General features: G+C 69.2%; 13 protein-coding genes. 10 read left to right on the top strand and 3 right to left on the bottom strand.

The window, feature by feature from the left end; all coding sequences use genetic code 11:
* The first annotated feature begins 44 nt into the window (after positions 1-44).
* The 10 genes from EJO71_RS30620 (at position 45) to EJO71_RS30575 (ending at position 11,462) form a co-directional block, all read left to right on the top strand.
* Positions 45-1,595: a 3,4-dehydroadipyl-CoA semialdehyde dehydrogenase gene (locus EJO71_RS30620; protein WP_125952424.1), complete on the top strand. Its 1,551-nt coding sequence runs from the start codon at positions 45-47 to the stop codon at positions 1,593-1,595.
* Between the two features lie 34 nt (positions 1,596-1,629).
* On the top strand, positions 1,630-3,177 hold the full coding sequence (locus tag EJO71_RS30615) for a benzoate-CoA ligase family protein (RefSeq protein ID WP_125952423.1): 1,548 nt from the start codon (positions 1,630-1,632) through the stop codon (positions 3,175-3,177).
* Positions 3,174-3,980 (top strand): alpha/beta hydrolase, encoded by an 807-nt coding sequence (locus EJO71_RS30610; protein WP_125952422.1) that lies wholly within the window; start codon positions 3,174-3,176, stop codon positions 3,978-3,980. The genes EJO71_RS30615 and EJO71_RS30610 overlap by 4 nt, the downstream gene beginning before the upstream one ends.
* Positions 3,977-5,158, top strand: a complete 1,182-nt coding sequence (locus tag EJO71_RS30605) for an ABC transporter substrate-binding protein (protein WP_125952421.1) — start codon at positions 3,977-3,979, stop codon at positions 5,156-5,158. The genes EJO71_RS30610 and EJO71_RS30605 overlap by 4 nt, the downstream gene beginning before the upstream one ends.
* Before the next feature lie 146 nt (positions 5,159-5,304).
* Positions 5,305-6,177, top strand: a complete 873-nt coding sequence (locus EJO71_RS30600; protein WP_093195716.1) for a branched-chain amino acid ABC transporter permease — start codon at positions 5,305-5,307, stop codon at positions 6,175-6,177.
* Positions 6,174-7,133: a branched-chain amino acid ABC transporter permease gene (locus EJO71_RS30595; RefSeq protein ID WP_125952420.1), complete on the top strand. Its 960-nt coding sequence runs from the start codon at positions 6,174-6,176 to the stop codon at positions 7,131-7,133. The genes EJO71_RS30600 and EJO71_RS30595 overlap by 4 nt, the downstream gene beginning before the upstream one ends.
* Positions 7,130-7,885 (top strand): ABC transporter ATP-binding protein, encoded by a 756-nt coding sequence (locus EJO71_RS30590; RefSeq protein WP_125952419.1) that lies wholly within the window; start codon positions 7,130-7,132, stop codon positions 7,883-7,885. The genes EJO71_RS30595 and EJO71_RS30590 overlap by 4 nt, the downstream gene beginning before the upstream one ends.
* A gap of 1 nt (position 7,886) precedes the next feature.
* The gene (locus tag EJO71_RS30585) at positions 7,887-8,588 is read left to right on the top strand and encodes an ABC transporter ATP-binding protein (protein WP_125952418.1); all 702 of its coding nucleotides are present in this window, start codon (positions 7,887-7,889) and stop codon (positions 8,586-8,588) included.
* A gap of 8 nt (positions 8,589-8,596) precedes the next feature.
* Positions 8,597-9,475 carry an AraC family transcriptional regulator gene (locus EJO71_RS30580; protein ID WP_125952417.1) on the top strand — a complete coding sequence of 293 codons (879 nt, stop codon included), beginning with the start codon at positions 8,597-8,599 and terminating at the stop codon, positions 9,473-9,475.
* A 106-nt stretch (positions 9,476-9,581) separates the two neighbouring features.
* Positions 9,582-11,462 (top strand): tannase/feruloyl esterase family alpha/beta hydrolase, encoded by a 1,881-nt coding sequence (locus tag EJO71_RS30575; protein WP_125952416.1) that lies wholly within the window; start codon positions 9,582-9,584, stop codon positions 11,460-11,462.
* Positions 11,463-11,483: 21 nt separating this feature from the next.
* Here the strand turns inward: EJO71_RS30575 and EJO71_RS30570 are convergent, their stop codons facing one another.
* The 3 genes from EJO71_RS30570 to EJO71_RS30560 form a co-directional block, all read right to left on the bottom strand.
* Positions 11,484-12,701 carry a glycosyltransferase gene (locus tag EJO71_RS30570; protein WP_125952415.1) on the bottom strand — a complete coding sequence of 406 codons (1,218 nt, stop codon included), beginning with the start codon at positions 12,699-12,701 and terminating at the stop codon, positions 11,484-11,486.
* The gene (locus tag EJO71_RS30565) at positions 12,698-13,366 is read right to left on the bottom strand and encodes a TetR/AcrR family transcriptional regulator (protein WP_125952414.1); all 669 of its coding nucleotides are present in this window, start codon (positions 13,364-13,366) and stop codon (positions 12,698-12,700) included. The genes EJO71_RS30570 and EJO71_RS30565 overlap by 4 nt, the downstream gene beginning before the upstream one ends.
* Before the next feature lie 132 nt (positions 13,367-13,498).
* Positions 13,499-14,405 (bottom strand): alpha/beta hydrolase fold domain-containing protein (locus EJO71_RS30560; protein WP_206169064.1); only part of this gene is annotated, 907 nt, incomplete at its 5' end.

Here is a 14,405-nt window from a genome sequence, read left to right as displayed (position 1 = left end):
GTTCCGCGGTGTTCCCCGAATCTGCCCACGTTGAGATCCATCGAATGACCGAGCTTCTTTCCAACTACGTCGCCGGCCGCTGGCAAAGCGGATCGGGCGTCGGCACGCCGCTGTTCGACCCGGTGCTGGGCACCGAGCTCGCGCGCGTCGATGCCACCGGCCTCGACCTGCCCGCCGCCTTCGCCTTCGCCCGCGAACAGGGCGGCAACGCGCTGCGCGCCCTCACCTACCGCCAGCGGGCCGCACTGCTCGCGGCCGTCGTGAAGGTGCTGCAGGCCAACCGCGACGCCTACTACGAGATCGCCACCGCCAACTCGGGCACCGTGAAGAACGACTCGGCCGTGGACATCGACGGCGCGATCTTCACGCTCGGCCAGTACGCGAAGTGGGGCGATGCGCTCGGCGACGTGCGCGCGCTGCGCGACGGCGATGCGGTGAAGCTCGGCAAGGAGCCGGTGTTCCAGTCGCAGCACCTGCAGGTGCCGACGCACGGCGTGGCGCTCTTCATCAACGCCTTCAACTTCCCCTCGTGGGGCTTGTGGGAAAAGGCCGCGCCCGCGCTGCTGTCGGGCGTGCCGGTGATCGTGAAGCCTGCCACCGCCACCGCCTGGCTCACGCAGCGCATGGTGAAGGACGTGGTCGACGCGGGCGTGCTGCCCGCCGGCGCGCTCTCCATCGTCTGCGGCAGCTCGGCCGGTTTGATGGATGCGCTGCAGCCCTTCGACGTGGCCTCGTTCACCGGTTCGGCCGAGACGGCGGCGGTGATCCGCTCGCACCCGGCCGTGGCCCAGCGCTCGGTGCGCGTGAACATCGAGGCCGACAGCCTCAACAGCGCCCTGCTGCTGCCCGGCGCCTCGCCCGGCAGCGATGCCTTCAACCTGCTCGTGCGCGAAGTGGTGCGCGAGATGACGGTGAAGTCGGGCCAGAAGTGCACTGCCATCCGCCGCATCCTGGTGCCGGCAGAGCTGTACGACGCGGCGGCCGAGGCCATCGGCGCCAAGCTCGCGGGCATCACCGTCGGCAATCCGCGCAACGAGAGCGTGCGCATGGGTTCGCTCGTGAGCCGCGCGCAACTCAACGCGGTGCGCGAAGGGCTCGACGCACTCGCCGCACAGACCACCGTGCTGCACGACGGCCGCGACAAGCCCCTGGTCGACGCCGACCCGGCCATCGCCGCCTGCATCGGCCCCGTGCTGCTGGGCGCGCGCGATGCCGACGCAGCGCAGCGCGTGCACGACGTCGAAGTGTTCGGCCCCGTCGCCACGCTGCTGCCCTACCGCGACCTCGCGCACGGCATCACGCTCGCGCACCGCGGCCAGGGCTCGCTCGTCACCTCTCTATATGGAAGCGACGACGACGCACTGGCGCAGGCCGCGCTCGCCGTCGCGCCGAGCCACGGCCGCGTGCACGTCATCACGCCCGAAGTGGCGCAGGCCCACACCGGCCACGGCAACGTGATGCCGATGTCGCTGCACGGCGGCCCCGGCCGCGCCGGCGGCGGCGCCGAGCTGGGCGGACTGCGCGCGCTCGATTTCTATCACCGCCGCGCCGCGGTGCAGGCAAGCCCCGGCGTCCTCGCCGCACTAGGCCTCTAGAAGAAGAACACGCAAGGCCGAAGGAGACAAGACCATGACCCCGCCCCCACGATTCAACTTCGCCGGACATCTGTTCGACCTCAACCGCGAACGCGCCTCGCGCACCGCCTACATCGACGACCGCGGCACGCTGAGCTACGGCCAGCTCGAAGACCGTTCGCGCCGGCTGGCCGCTGCCCTGCATGCGGCCGGCATCCGGCGCGAGGAGCGCGTGCTGCTGCTGATGCTCGACGGCAACGACTGGCCCGTGAGCTTCCTGGGCAGCCTCTATGCCGGCGTGGTGCCGGTGGCCGTCAACACGCTGCTCACGCCCGACGACTACGCCTACATGCTCGACCACAGCCGCGCGCAGGCGGTGCTGGTGTCGGGCGCGCTGCTGCCCACGCTGCAGGAGGCCATGGTGCGTGGCGGGCACGAGGTGCGCACGCTCTTCGTCTCGCAGCCCACGGGCGCTCTTCCCGATGGCGCGAAGGAATTCAACGCCGCGCTCGCCGCCGTCGAGCCCCTGGCATCGCCGGTGACGACCGCTTCGGACGACCCGGGCTTCTGGCTGTACTCCTCCGGTTCCACCGGCAAGCCCAAGGGCACGGTCCATACGCACGCCAACCTGTGGTGGACGGCAGAGCTCTACGGCAAGCCGGTGCTCGGCCTCACGGAAGACGACGTGTGCTTCTCGGCCGCCAAGATGTACTTCGCGTACGGCCTGGGCAACGCACTGACCTTCCCGCTCTCCGTGGGCGCGACCGTGGTGCTGATGGCCGAGCGCCCCACGCCAGACGCCACCTTCCGACGCTGGGTGGAGCACAAGCCGACCGTCTTCTTCGGCGCCCCCACCGGCTTCGCCGGCATGCTCGCCTCGCCGAAGCTGCCCACGCGCGAAGCGGTGGCGCTGCGCATGTGCTCCTCGGCTGGCGAGGCGCTGCCCGGCGAGATCGCGCAGCGCTTCAAGGCGCACTTCGGCTGCGAGATCATCGACGGCATCGGCTCCACGGAGATGCTGCACATCTTCATCTCCAACCGCCCCGGCGACGTGCGCTACGGCACCACCGGCCGGCCGGTGGAAGGCTACGAGGTCGAGCTGCGCGGCGAGGACGGCCGCCCCGTGCCCGACGGCGAAGTGGGCGACCTCTACATCCGCGGCCCCAGCTCGGCGCTGATGTACTGGGCCAACCGCGAGAAGTCGCGCGAGACCTTCCAGGGCGGCTGGACCAAGAGCGGCGACAAGTACACCCGCGACACCGACGGCTACTTCACCTACGCCGGGCGCAGCGACGACATGCTCAAGGTCAGCGGCATCTACGTCTCGCCCTTCGAGGTCGAGGCCACGCTGATGCAGCACCCCGCCGTGCTCGAGGCGGCAGTCATCGGCAAGGAAGACGCCGACGGACTGACCAAGACCAAGGCCTTCGTCGTGCTGAAGGATGGCGGAACGGTCACCGAGGAAGAACTGAAGGCTTTCGTCAAGGAACGACTGGCGCCCTACAAGTACCCGCGCTTCCTGGAATTCGTGAGCGAGCTGCCGAAGACGGCCACGGGCAAGATCCAGCGCTTCCGGCTGCGCGAGAAGGAAAAGCAAGCATGAGCGCGCCCGCGTTCGCCACCATCGATTGGCGCGGCCGCGAGGTGCGCATCGAGTGCCAGTGGATCGCGCCGGAGCGCAGCGATGCGCCGCTCGTCGTCTTCCTGCACGAGGGCCTCGGCTCCGTCGCGATGTGGAAGGACTTTCCCGCACGCGTCTGCGAAGCCGCCGGCGTGCGCGGCCTCGTGTTCTCGCGCCCCGGCTACGGCCGCTCCACGCCGCGCGCCGACGATGAAATCTGGGACGCCGACTTCATGCACCGCCAGGCGCACGAAGTGCTGCCCGCCCTGTTCGCCGCGCTCGGGCTCGGCCACGAGAAGCCCTGGCTCTTCGGCCACAGCGACGGCGGCTCGATCTCGCTGCTGTACGCCTCGCGCTTTCCTGACAAGGTGGCGGGCCTCGTGGTGCTGGCGCCGCACATCTTCGTGGAGGACGTGACCGTCGCGAACATCGAGAACGCGCGCACCGCCTACCTCGGCACCGATCTGCCGCAGAAGCTCGGCCGCTACCACGACAGCGCCGACTCGGCCTTCTGGGGCTGGAACCGCATCTGGCTGCACCCGCCCTTTCGCGACTGGAACATCGAGGCCGAGCTCGACGGCATCCGCTGCCCCGTGCTCGCGGTGCAAGGCATCGACGACGAGTACGGCACGCTCGCGCAGATCCGCGGCATCGCCGCGCGCGTCGGCGGTTGCGAGCTGCTCGAAATCCCTGAATGCGGGCATTCCCCGCATCGCGATCAGCCGGATCGTGTCATCGTCGCGGCCACTTCCTTCATCACCAAAAACCGGAGAGAGACATCATGACCACTCGCACCGCCTCGACCATCCGCCTGGCCCTCACGGCCATCGCATTCGCCTCGCTGGCGACGGCCGCTGCAGCCCAGGGCACAGGCAAGCTCAAGGTCGGCCTGATGCTGCCCTACAGCGGCACCTACACCGCCCTGGGCGTGGCCATCGAGAACGGCTTCAAGCTCTACGTCGACGAGCAGGGCGGCAAGCTCGCCGGCCGCGAGATCGAATACTTCAAGGTCGACGACGAATCCGACCCCGCCAAGGCCACCGACAACGTCAACAAGCTCATCAAGCGCGACAACGTCGATGTGATCGTCGGCACCGTGCACTCGGGCGTGGCAATGGCGATGGCCAAGGCCGCGAAGGAAAGCGGCACCGTGCTGATCGTGCCCAATGCCGGCGCCGACGCGGTCACGGGCCCGATGTGCGCGCCCAACATCTTCCGCAGCTCGTTCAGCAACTGGCAGCCGGCCTACGCCATGGGCGAGGTGGCGGCCAAGCAGCAGGGCAAGAAGAAGATCATGACGATCACCTGGAAGTACGCGGCCGGCGAAGAGTCGGTCAACGGCTTCAAGGAAGGCTTCGAGAAGGCCGGCGGCAAGGTCGACAAGCAGCTCACGCTGCCCTTCCCCAACGTGGAGTTCCAGGCGCTGCTGACCGAGATCGCGGCGGCCAAGCCCGATGCGGTGTACGCCTTCTTCGCGGGCGGCGGCGCGGTGAAGTTCGTGAAGGACTACCAGGCCGCCGGCCTGAACAAGACCATTCCGCTCTACGGCCCCGGCTTCCTGACCGACGGCACGCTCGACGCGCAAGGCGAATCGGCACAAGGCATGCTGACCACGCTGCACTACGCCGACGGCCTGAACACCGCGCGCGACAACGCCTTCCGCGTGGCGTACGCCAAGTCGTTCAAGCTGCAGCCTGACGTGTACGCCGTGCAGGGCTACGACGCCGCGCAGATGCTGGGCGTGGGCCTGAACGCCACCAAGGGCGACATCTCGAAGAAGGCCGAGTTCTCGGCCGCCGTCGAGAAGGCCAAGATCGACAGCCCGCGCGGCACCTTCACCGTGAGCAAGGCCCACAACCCGGTGCAGGACATCTACCTGCGCAAGGTGGAAGGCAAGGAGAACAAGCTGGTGAGCACCGCCATCAAGGGCCTGGCCGACCCCGCTCGCGGTTGCAGGATGTAAGGCTCACCCCCAGGCTTCGCTCACTTCGTGTGCTGCGCCAACCCCCTTGCAGGGGGCGACACCTGCGGCCCGGCAAAGCCGGTTCCGCGGTGTCACGCGCAATGCACTCCCATTGAACAACGATCCCGCCCAGAGAGAACCTCCACGTGGATTTCGGCACTTTCCTGGTCCAGTGTCTGAACTCGGTTCAGTACGGACTGCTTCTTTTCCTCGTGGCCTCGGGGCTGACGCTGATCTTCGGGATCATGGGCGTCATCAACCTCGCCCACGGGAGCTTCTACATGATCGGCGCGTACATGGCGTTCTCGCTCGCGCCTGTCTTCGGCGATCAGTTCCTGCTGATGCTTGTGGCCGGCGTGGTGCTGGCGGCGGTCTTCGGCTACCTGCTCGAATGGGCTTTCTTCAGCTACCTCTACCAGCGCGACCACTTGCAGCAGGTGCTGATGACCTACGGCCTGATCCTGGTGTTCGAGGAGTTGCGCTCCATCCTCGTGGGCAACGACGTGCACGGCGTGAAGGTGCCCGCGTGGCTCGACGGCAGCTTCGCACTGGGCAGCGTCATGAGCTACCCGTGGTACCGGCTCTTCGCCTCGGCCGCCTGCATCGTGCTGGCGGTGGGCCTGTACTGGGTGGTCAACCGCACGCGGCTGGGCATGATGATCCGCGCCGGCGCGAGCAACCGCGACATGGTGCGCGGCCTCGGCATCGACGTGAAGCGGCTCTACCGCATCGTGTTCGCCGCCGGCGTGGCGCTCGCGGCGCTGGCCGGCATGATCGCCGCGCCGATGTCCTCGGTGTATCCCAACATGGGCGCGAGCGTGCTCATCATCTGCTTCGTGCTGGTGGTGATCGGCGGCATCGGCTCCATCACCGGGGCGCTGGTGGCCTCGCTGCTGGTGGGCTTCGTCGACACCTTCGGCAAGGTGTTCTTCGCCGACCTGAGCGGCATCGGCATCTACCTGCTGATGGCCATCGTGCTGATCTGGAAGCCCGAGGGGCTGATGGGGAGGCGGCCATGACAGTCATGAAGAAGGGAGCGTTCCTCCTGCCCGTGGCCTGCGCGGTCGCCATCGGTATCGCCGGCCCGTTCATGGGCAACTACGCATCGGACTTCATCGTGAAGGTGATGATCCTGTCGATCTTCGCGCTGAGCCTGGAACTGCTGGTGGGCATGACCGGCCTCGTGAGCCTGGGCCACGCGGCGTTCTACGGCATCGGCGCCTACGTCACCGTGCTCGCCTCGGGCAGCGAAGGCGGCAACTTCGCGCTGCTGCTGCCGATGGCCATGGGCGCGGCGGCGCTCTACGCCCTCTTCGTCGGCGCGCTGAGCCTGCGCACGCGCGGCGTGTACTTCATCATGGTGACGCTGGCCTTCGCGCAGATGGCCTTCTTCGTGTTCCACGACACCAAGGTGGGCGGCGGCAGCGACGGCATCTACATGTACGTGCGGCCCGCCATCGGCGCGCTCGACATGGAGAACCGCACGGTGCTGTTCTACGTGGTGCTGGCCTCGCTGGTGTTCACCTACGGGCTGCTGGCGCTCATCCGGCGCTCGCGCTTCGGCGCGGCGCTGGCGGGCATCCGCGTGAACGAGCAGCGCATGCGCGCGGCGGGCTTCGCGGTGTACGGCTACAAGCTCGCGGCCTTCGTGCTGGCGGGTGCGCTGGCCGGGCTCGCGGGCTTCCTGCTGGCCTCGCGCGACGGCGTGGTCAATCCGGAGCTGATGGCCTGGCACAACTCGGGCGAGGTGCTGCTGATGGTGATCCTCGGTGGCCTCGGCCACCTGCGCGGCGCGGTGATCGGCGCCATCGCGTTCACGCTGCTGAAGGAGATCTTCTCCACGCACGCGGTGATGGGCCCGCTGGCCGACCACTGGCAGCTGACGCTGGGCCTCACGATCATCGTGTTCGTGGCGCTGCTGCCCAAGGGCCTGATCGGCCTTGTGCAGCGCCTCTCGCCGAAGGGGGCTGCATGACGAGCACCACAGCACTGCTCTCCGTCGAAAAGCTCACGCGCCGCTTCGGCGGCCTCACCGCCGTCAACGGCGTCACGCTCGACCTGCACGTGGGCGAGGTCCACGCAGTGATCGGCACCAACGGCGCCGGCAAGTCCACGCTCATCAATATGCTCTCGGGCGAGATCGAGGCGAGCGAAGGCCGCATCGCGCTCGACGGCGTCGACATCACCGCCCGCGCGCAGTGGAAGCGCGCGCGCGACGGCGTGGGCCGCAGCTACCAGCGCACGACCATCTTCCCGGAGTTCAGCGTGCACGAAAACTGCCGGCTCGCCGCGCAGGCCGCCACGCCGAAGCCCTGGGCGTTCTGGCAATCGTCGCAAGGCTGCGCCACCAGCAGCGCCTCGGCCGATGCGGCACTGGAAGCCGCCGGTCTCGCGCACGAGGCACAGCGCATCGCCGGCACCATGAGCCACGGCGCGCAGCGACAGCTCGAGGTGGCGATGTGCCTGGCCACCAACCCGCGCGTGCTGCTGCTCGACGAGCCGCTCGCCGGCATGGGCGCCGAGGAAACCGACCGCATGCTCACGCTGCTTGCGCAGCTGAAGGCCACGCATGCAATCCTGCTGGTGGAGCACGACATGGACGCGGTGTTCCGTATTGCGGACCGCATCACGGTGATGGTGAACGGCACCGTCATCGCGACCGGCAACCCGGCCGCGATCCGCGAGAACCCCGAAGTGCGTACCGCCTACCTCGGAGAGGATCACTGACATGCTCATCGTCCGCGACCTCAACACTTACTACGGCAACAGCCACATCCTGCGCGGCGTGCATGCCGGCATTCCGGCGGCCACATCGGTCGGCCTGCTTGGGCGCAACGGCATGGGTAAGACCACGCTGATCCGCACCATGATGGGCTACGTGCGCCCGGCCTCCGGCGAAGTGCAGGTCGACGGCCGCACCGTCACCGGCCTGCCGCCCGAGAAGATGGCGCGCCTGGGCATCGGCTACGTGCCCGAGGGGCGCGGCATCTTCCCGAACCTGTCGGTGCGCGAGAACCTCGTGATGAGCGAACGCGCCGGCATCGACGGGCGGCGCGAATGGACCTTCGACCGCGTGATGGCCACCTTCCCGCGCCTGTCGGAGCGGCTGTCGCACGGCGGCCAGCAGCTGTCGGGCGGCGAGCAGCAGATGCTGTCGATCGGCCGCGCGCTCATGACCAACCCGCGCCTGCTGATTCTCGACGAGGCCACCGAGGGCCTGGCGCCGCTGATCGTGGCCGAGATCTGGCGCGTGATCGGCGAGATCCGCGCGACCGGCATCGCCACGCTGATCGTCGACCGCGACTACAAGAAGGTGCTCGCGCACACCGATCTCGCGGTGGTGATGGAGAAGGGGCAGATCGTTCGGCACGGCGCCTCGGCCGACCTGCTGGCCGAGCCGCACGCGCTGGAGGAACTGCTCGGCGTGTAGGCCTCGCCATGACGCGCGAGATCAGCCTCCTCGACGCATCGGGCAAGCCCCTGCCCTTCGACGGCAGGATGCTGATGAACGCGCAGGCCACCGCGTGGCAGGGCTTCGCGCTCGAGGTGCGCTCGATGTCGGGCGACGGCGAGAACCCGGCCTGCTACAACCCGCATCCGCTGATCGGCCTGTGCGTGCGCGGCCATGTGAAGGGCGCGATGACGCGGGCGCGGCGCACCCACTCCTTCGAGGCGCATGCGGGCGGCATGTTCATCTTCGAGCAGGGCTACGAGGTCGACCGCGCGACGTGGACCGGCGAGCTCACCGAAACGATCGTGCTCGAGATCCGACCCGAGGCGCTGCGCAGCCTCATGCCCGAGGGCGACGGCGAGCTGCACCTGCAGACGCACCTGTCGACCACCGACGCGACGCTGTCGGCGCTCGTCGTCGCCATGCGCGACGAAGTGGAGCGCGGCTGCAGCTCGGGCCGCCTGCATGCACAGGGCCTGTCGATGGCGCTCGCGAGCTACCTGCAGAACCGCTATGGCGCCACGGGCAACACACGACGCCCGCGCGGACGGCTCTCGCAGAGCGATCTGCGCAGGGTGTACGACTGGGTCATGCAGCACCTGTCGGAAGACTTCGGCATCGACGAGCTGGCGGCCGAGCTGCAGATGAGCGCGGTGCACTTCACCCGGCTCTTCCGCGCCAGCACGGGCGCGACGCCGTACCGCTACGTGATGGAGCAGCGCGTGCGCCATGCGCTGTCGCTGCTGGGCGGCAGCCAGTCGCTCGCCGAGATCGCGCAGGCCGTGGGCTTCTCGAGCCAGGCGCATTTCACGCAGGTGTTCCGCCAGCTGGTGGGCACCACGCCGGCGCGCGCGCGGCGCGGGTAAGTCCCGGTGGCGGGTGAAGGAATCCTGCAAACGGTGATCGCATGTCGATATACCGCGGCGGAGGGCGCGGGCAAATTCATGTCTCTACATAACAGGAGACGAGAAGATGCCAACACCCACGCCAGCCGCCCGCGCGGCGACCGCCCTCTGCCTGAGCCTTGTCGCCGCGGCCACGCTCACCGCATGCGGCGGCAGCAATTCGTCCGGCCCCGCCGTGCTGCCTTTCGTTCCCGCGCCGGCTCCGCCTGCCGCCGCACCGGTGGCGCTGGCTTGCGACGAGAGCCTGAAGACCGCGTTCAAGCCTGATGCCGACACCACCGTGACCGTGGTGAAGCAGTTCCGCAAGGGCGACGACCTGAACCTCGACGGCAAGGCCTCGGGCACGGTCGCAGCCAGCGATGTCTGCATGGTCAAGCTCAACGTGGGGCCGGGCCATGTGGGACCGGCCGATGCGCCCTCAACCTCGCCGGGCATCGGCATCGAGGTGTGGCTGCCTTCGCAGGCCTCGTGGAACAACCGCATCCGCGTGCTGGGCGGCGGCGGCTTCGTGGGCGATGCGGGCATCAGCGCGAAGACGCAGATCGGCGGCGCGAACGCCGCCGCGATCGCAGCCGGCGAAGGCTCGGTGAGCGCGGTGACGGACGCGGGCCATGCGTCGAAGGCCCCGCTGCCTTCGGTCGACGGCTCGTTCGCGATGAATCCCGACGGCACCGTCAACACCACGCTGTGGACCGACTTCGCGAGCCGCGGCATCCACCAGATGGCCGTCAAGGCCAAGGCGCTGGCAGCGGGCTTCTACCAGCGCGACGCGAAGTACGCCTACTGGGACGGCTGCTCCACCGGCGGCCGCCAGGGCCACATGCAGGCGCAGGTGAACCCGGACGACTTCGATGGCATCCTGGCCGGCAACAGCGCGATCAACTGGACCAACTTCATCACCGCCGAGCTCTATCCACAGGTCGTGATGCAGCGCGACCTCGGCGGCACGCCGCTCACGCCGGACCAGCTGGCGCTGGTGTCCTCGTCGGCGGTGAGCGCCTGCGACAGCACGCTCACAGGCCAGCACGACGGTTTCATCAGCGACCCCGCCGCCTGCAAGTACGACCCTGCGCAGGACACAGCCGTGCTGTGCACCGGCAGCGGCGGCACCAACGCCACTGCCGCATGCCTGAGCACGGCGCAGGCTCAGGCGGTCAACAAGATCTGGTACGGACAGACGCGCGACGGCAGCGCACCGGCGCCCGCGAGCGACAACGGCTACGGCGCCACGCTGGCGTCGAACCAGCTCTGGTACGGACTCACGCGCGGCACCGCGCTCAACAGCCCCGGCGCCCCAGGCTTCTCGCTGGCCGACTCGGTGGGCGGCGTGCCCGCCCCCTTCCACATCGCCGCGCACCAGGTGGCGCTGAACCTGCAGGACCCGACGCTCGCCACGCCGGACTTCATCAACGCCACGGGCAACGGAGCCGACAAGTGGAAGGGGCTCTCGTACGCGCAGCTCGCCAACGCGAGCGACCGCGGCAAGGCGCTGCAGACGGCCTTCGCGAACATCAATGCCGACAACCCCGACCTCGCGCGCTTCCGCGACCGAGGTGCCAAGCTGCTGACGTACCACGGGCTGGCCGACCAGCTGATTCCGAATTCGGGCACCGCCAACTATTACGAGCGCGCGGCCAAGGCGATGGGCGGCATCGATGCGCTGCAGAAGTTCTATCGCTACGTGGAGATTCCGGCGATGGGCCACTGCGCGGGCGTGGGCTCGGTCAACGGCCTCGCGGGCACGAGCCCCACGGCCAACCCGCCGCTGCCGGCGCCGAACCAGCTGTTCACGGCACTCACCGACTGGGTCGAGAAGGGCGTGACGCCAGACGCGCTGGTGCTGCAGAACTCGGACAAGTCGCTTGCACGGCCGCTGTGCACCTATCCGAAGAAGATCGCCTACCTGGGCGGCGACGTGACCAAGGCCGCGAGCTTCGCCTGCCGTTGAAAGGGCTTGCCGCGGACGGCCTCAGGCGGTCGGCACGATGCGTTCGATCGCGCCGACGGCCTGCCCGAGGCCGTCTTCCGCGCGCATCCGCTCGCCCAGCGCTCGGGCCCGTGCGCGAACTTGCGCACCGCCGGCAAAAGCGATGCCGCGCGCGAGATCGTCGGCCCGCAGGCGCCCGCCCGCCACAGCAGGAGGCGCCACGCCGGCTTCAGCCAGCCGCTGTGCCCAGAAGGGCTGGTCGCCCGCGAAGGGCGCGACCACCGACGGCACGCCCGCGCGCGCGGCCGAGTGACTGGTGCCCGATCCCCCGTGATGCACCACCAGCGCGGTGCGCGGGAACAGCCAGTCGTGCGGCGTGTCGCCCACCACATGGAAGTTGGAAGGCAGGCCCTGCGTGTCGATGCCGCCCCAGCCGGGATTCAGCAGCGCGCGGCGACCGGCGATGCCGTCGATCACCGCGGTTCGCAATCGCTGCCTGTCGAAGCCCGTCATGCTGCCGAAGCCCACGTAGACGGGTGGCTCGCCCTCAGCGAGAAAGGCTTCCAGATCAGGCGGCGCACGCCAGTCCTGTGCAGGCGGAATCCATTGGCCGCAGACCATGGCGTTGTCGGGCCAGTCGGCCGGCCGGGGCACGAGGCTCGGGGAAACGCCGTAGAGCATCGGGTGCGTGTTCCACATCACGCGCCGCGGCGGCAATTTGCCGACCGTCGCGCGCGCAGCGTTGATCGCCGGCCGGAAGGCGCGCCAGAGCATCGCATTGATGAAGTGATGGCTCGCGCGGCGCAGCAGTCGAGGCACCCGCGCGGGCGGCAGGAAAGGCGAGGCGAAGGCGGCCGTCGGCGTGAGCGGAAACATGCCCGCCCCGATGGCCGGCACGCGCAGCACCTCGGCCGCCGAGAGGCCGGTGAAGGCGGCGAGGCCCGAGCACACGATGGCATCGCAGCCGCTCGCCGCCTCGACGGTCTGGCGCAGCCACGCCGTGGCGTTGTCGTTGGCGATGGCGGCCAGCGCCTTCATGGCCGCCGCCGGACGGTCTCCGAGCGCGATCACGTTTGCCAGCGTGCCCTGGATGTCGCCGGCCAGCGGCTGGGAGCGCACGCCCAGCCGGTGCGCCGCGCCGAGCGTGGAGGCGTCCGCCAGCAGCACCGAGCCGTGGCCCGCGTCGTCGAGCGCACGGCATAGTGCGGCGAGCGGGCGCGCGTCGCCCTCGGTGCCGTAGGTGACGACGGCGATCTTCATGGCTGCTGCCTCCTGCGCGAGGGCTTCGCGTCCTTGCCTGCCTGCGCGCCGGCGATGAAGAGATCGGCGATCACCGCGAACTCCTCGCGCAGCACCAGGCCGGGCAGCGTGAGCCAGCGCATCAGCGCGCCGAAGTACAGGTGGTGCAGCAGCGACGCGAGGTGCGCGGACGAGACGTCGGTGCGCAAGGTGCCGTTCTTCTGGGCCGCCGCGATCAGTGCGTCGAAGAGACCGATGAGATCGCGCGGGAGCTCGTCGCCGCTGCCGCTCTCCGCGCCGCCACCCTGGAGCTCGCTCTCGACGTTGAGAAAGCGGAAGCGGAAATAGTCGAGCAGGTAGTCGCGGTGCTGCCCGGTCCATTCCGCCGACTCCTCGAGCAGGCGGGAAAGCTGCTCGCCGAAGCCCGCCTGCCAGTCGATGGCCGCATGCAGGCGCCGGGTGTCGTCCGCGAGCTTCAGATGCACCCAGTGCGCGAGGATCGCGTCCTTGGTCGGGAAGTGGTTGTAGAGCGTGCCCTTGGCAAGGTCCGACTGCTGGGCGATCTGCTCCATGGTGGTGGCGTCGTAGCCCTGCGACTCGAAGAGGCGCATGGCGATGGCGGCCACGTGGTCGAGCGTCTGGGCACGGCGGCGTTCGCGGCGGCCTGGGAGTTCGGGTGCTGGCAAGGTTCCGCCCTTGAATTTTGAACGTCGTTCAAGTTTATACGACGTTTAACAATCGCCACGCAGGCACGACAGGTCCGTCGGCAAGTGCCCGGGCCTGGGCTCCGACACCCCGGCGTGCGAGCACGCGCCGGGTCAGTCCCGGCCCCGCACGATCCCAGCGATGGCGGCACGCGCCGCCATCGCCTGCTTCACCGGCAGCAGCGGCCAGACGTGGACCATGCCGGGAGCCTCATGCATCTCGACATGCACGCCCTGCGCCGCGGCCCGATCACGCAGCGCCAGGCAATCCGCCAGCAGCAGGTCGCGCGTTCCGATGAACACGGTGAGCCTGCCCAGCCCCTGCAGCGGACCGTGCACGGGGCTCAGGTGCGGCAGGCCCGGATCTTCGCTGCCGGCCCACCACCGTCCCGCTTCAGCCAGTCCGGGGCGGGCCAGCCACGGATCGTCGGCTTCGCGTGCCGGAATCGCGGGGTTCGACACCGTGAGGTCGAGCCAGGGCGAAATCAGCACGATGTCGCGCGGCTGCGGCTGGCCCAGCGCGGCAAAGCCCTGGGCCAGCGCGAGCGCGAGGCCGCCGCCCGCCGAATCGCCCATCAGCACCAGCTGCCGGAGGTCGTGCACGGCGGCCAGCCCACGGTAGATCTCGTTCACCATCGCGTAGGCAGGCCGGTAGGTGTGCTCGGGCGCGAGCGGAAAGATCGGTACGTGCGCGACGCAGCCCGTGGTCTCGGCGAATTCCGCCAGCAGGCGCCAGTGGAACGGCGAGATCTCGGCCACGTGCGCACCGCCGTGCAGGTAAAGGAGCTGCACCGGTCCCGCGCCGGAAAGCGGCGCGAGGGTGTAGCAATCATGGCCGCCCACCTGGCGCCTGCCGATCGCGCAGCGCTTGCGCACCGACGCGGGCGGTTCGGCGCTCGCGGTCTTGCGGTCGCGCTCCACGGCCGCGCGCAGCCCTTCGATGCTCTCGAATCGGCGACGGCGGCCCAGGAGCTTCAGCAGCAGGAGAAACAAGGGCCAGGGCATGGTCATGAAAGCTCCT

Origin of the sequence: Variovorax sp. 679 (assembly GCF_003952185.1) — a bacterium.
Classification (GTDB): Bacteria; Pseudomonadota; Gammaproteobacteria; order Burkholderiales; family Burkholderiaceae_C; genus Variovorax.
The sequence above is the reverse complement of the archived record's forward strand: the minus strand, read 5'-3'. Positions and strand labels throughout refer to the sequence as shown.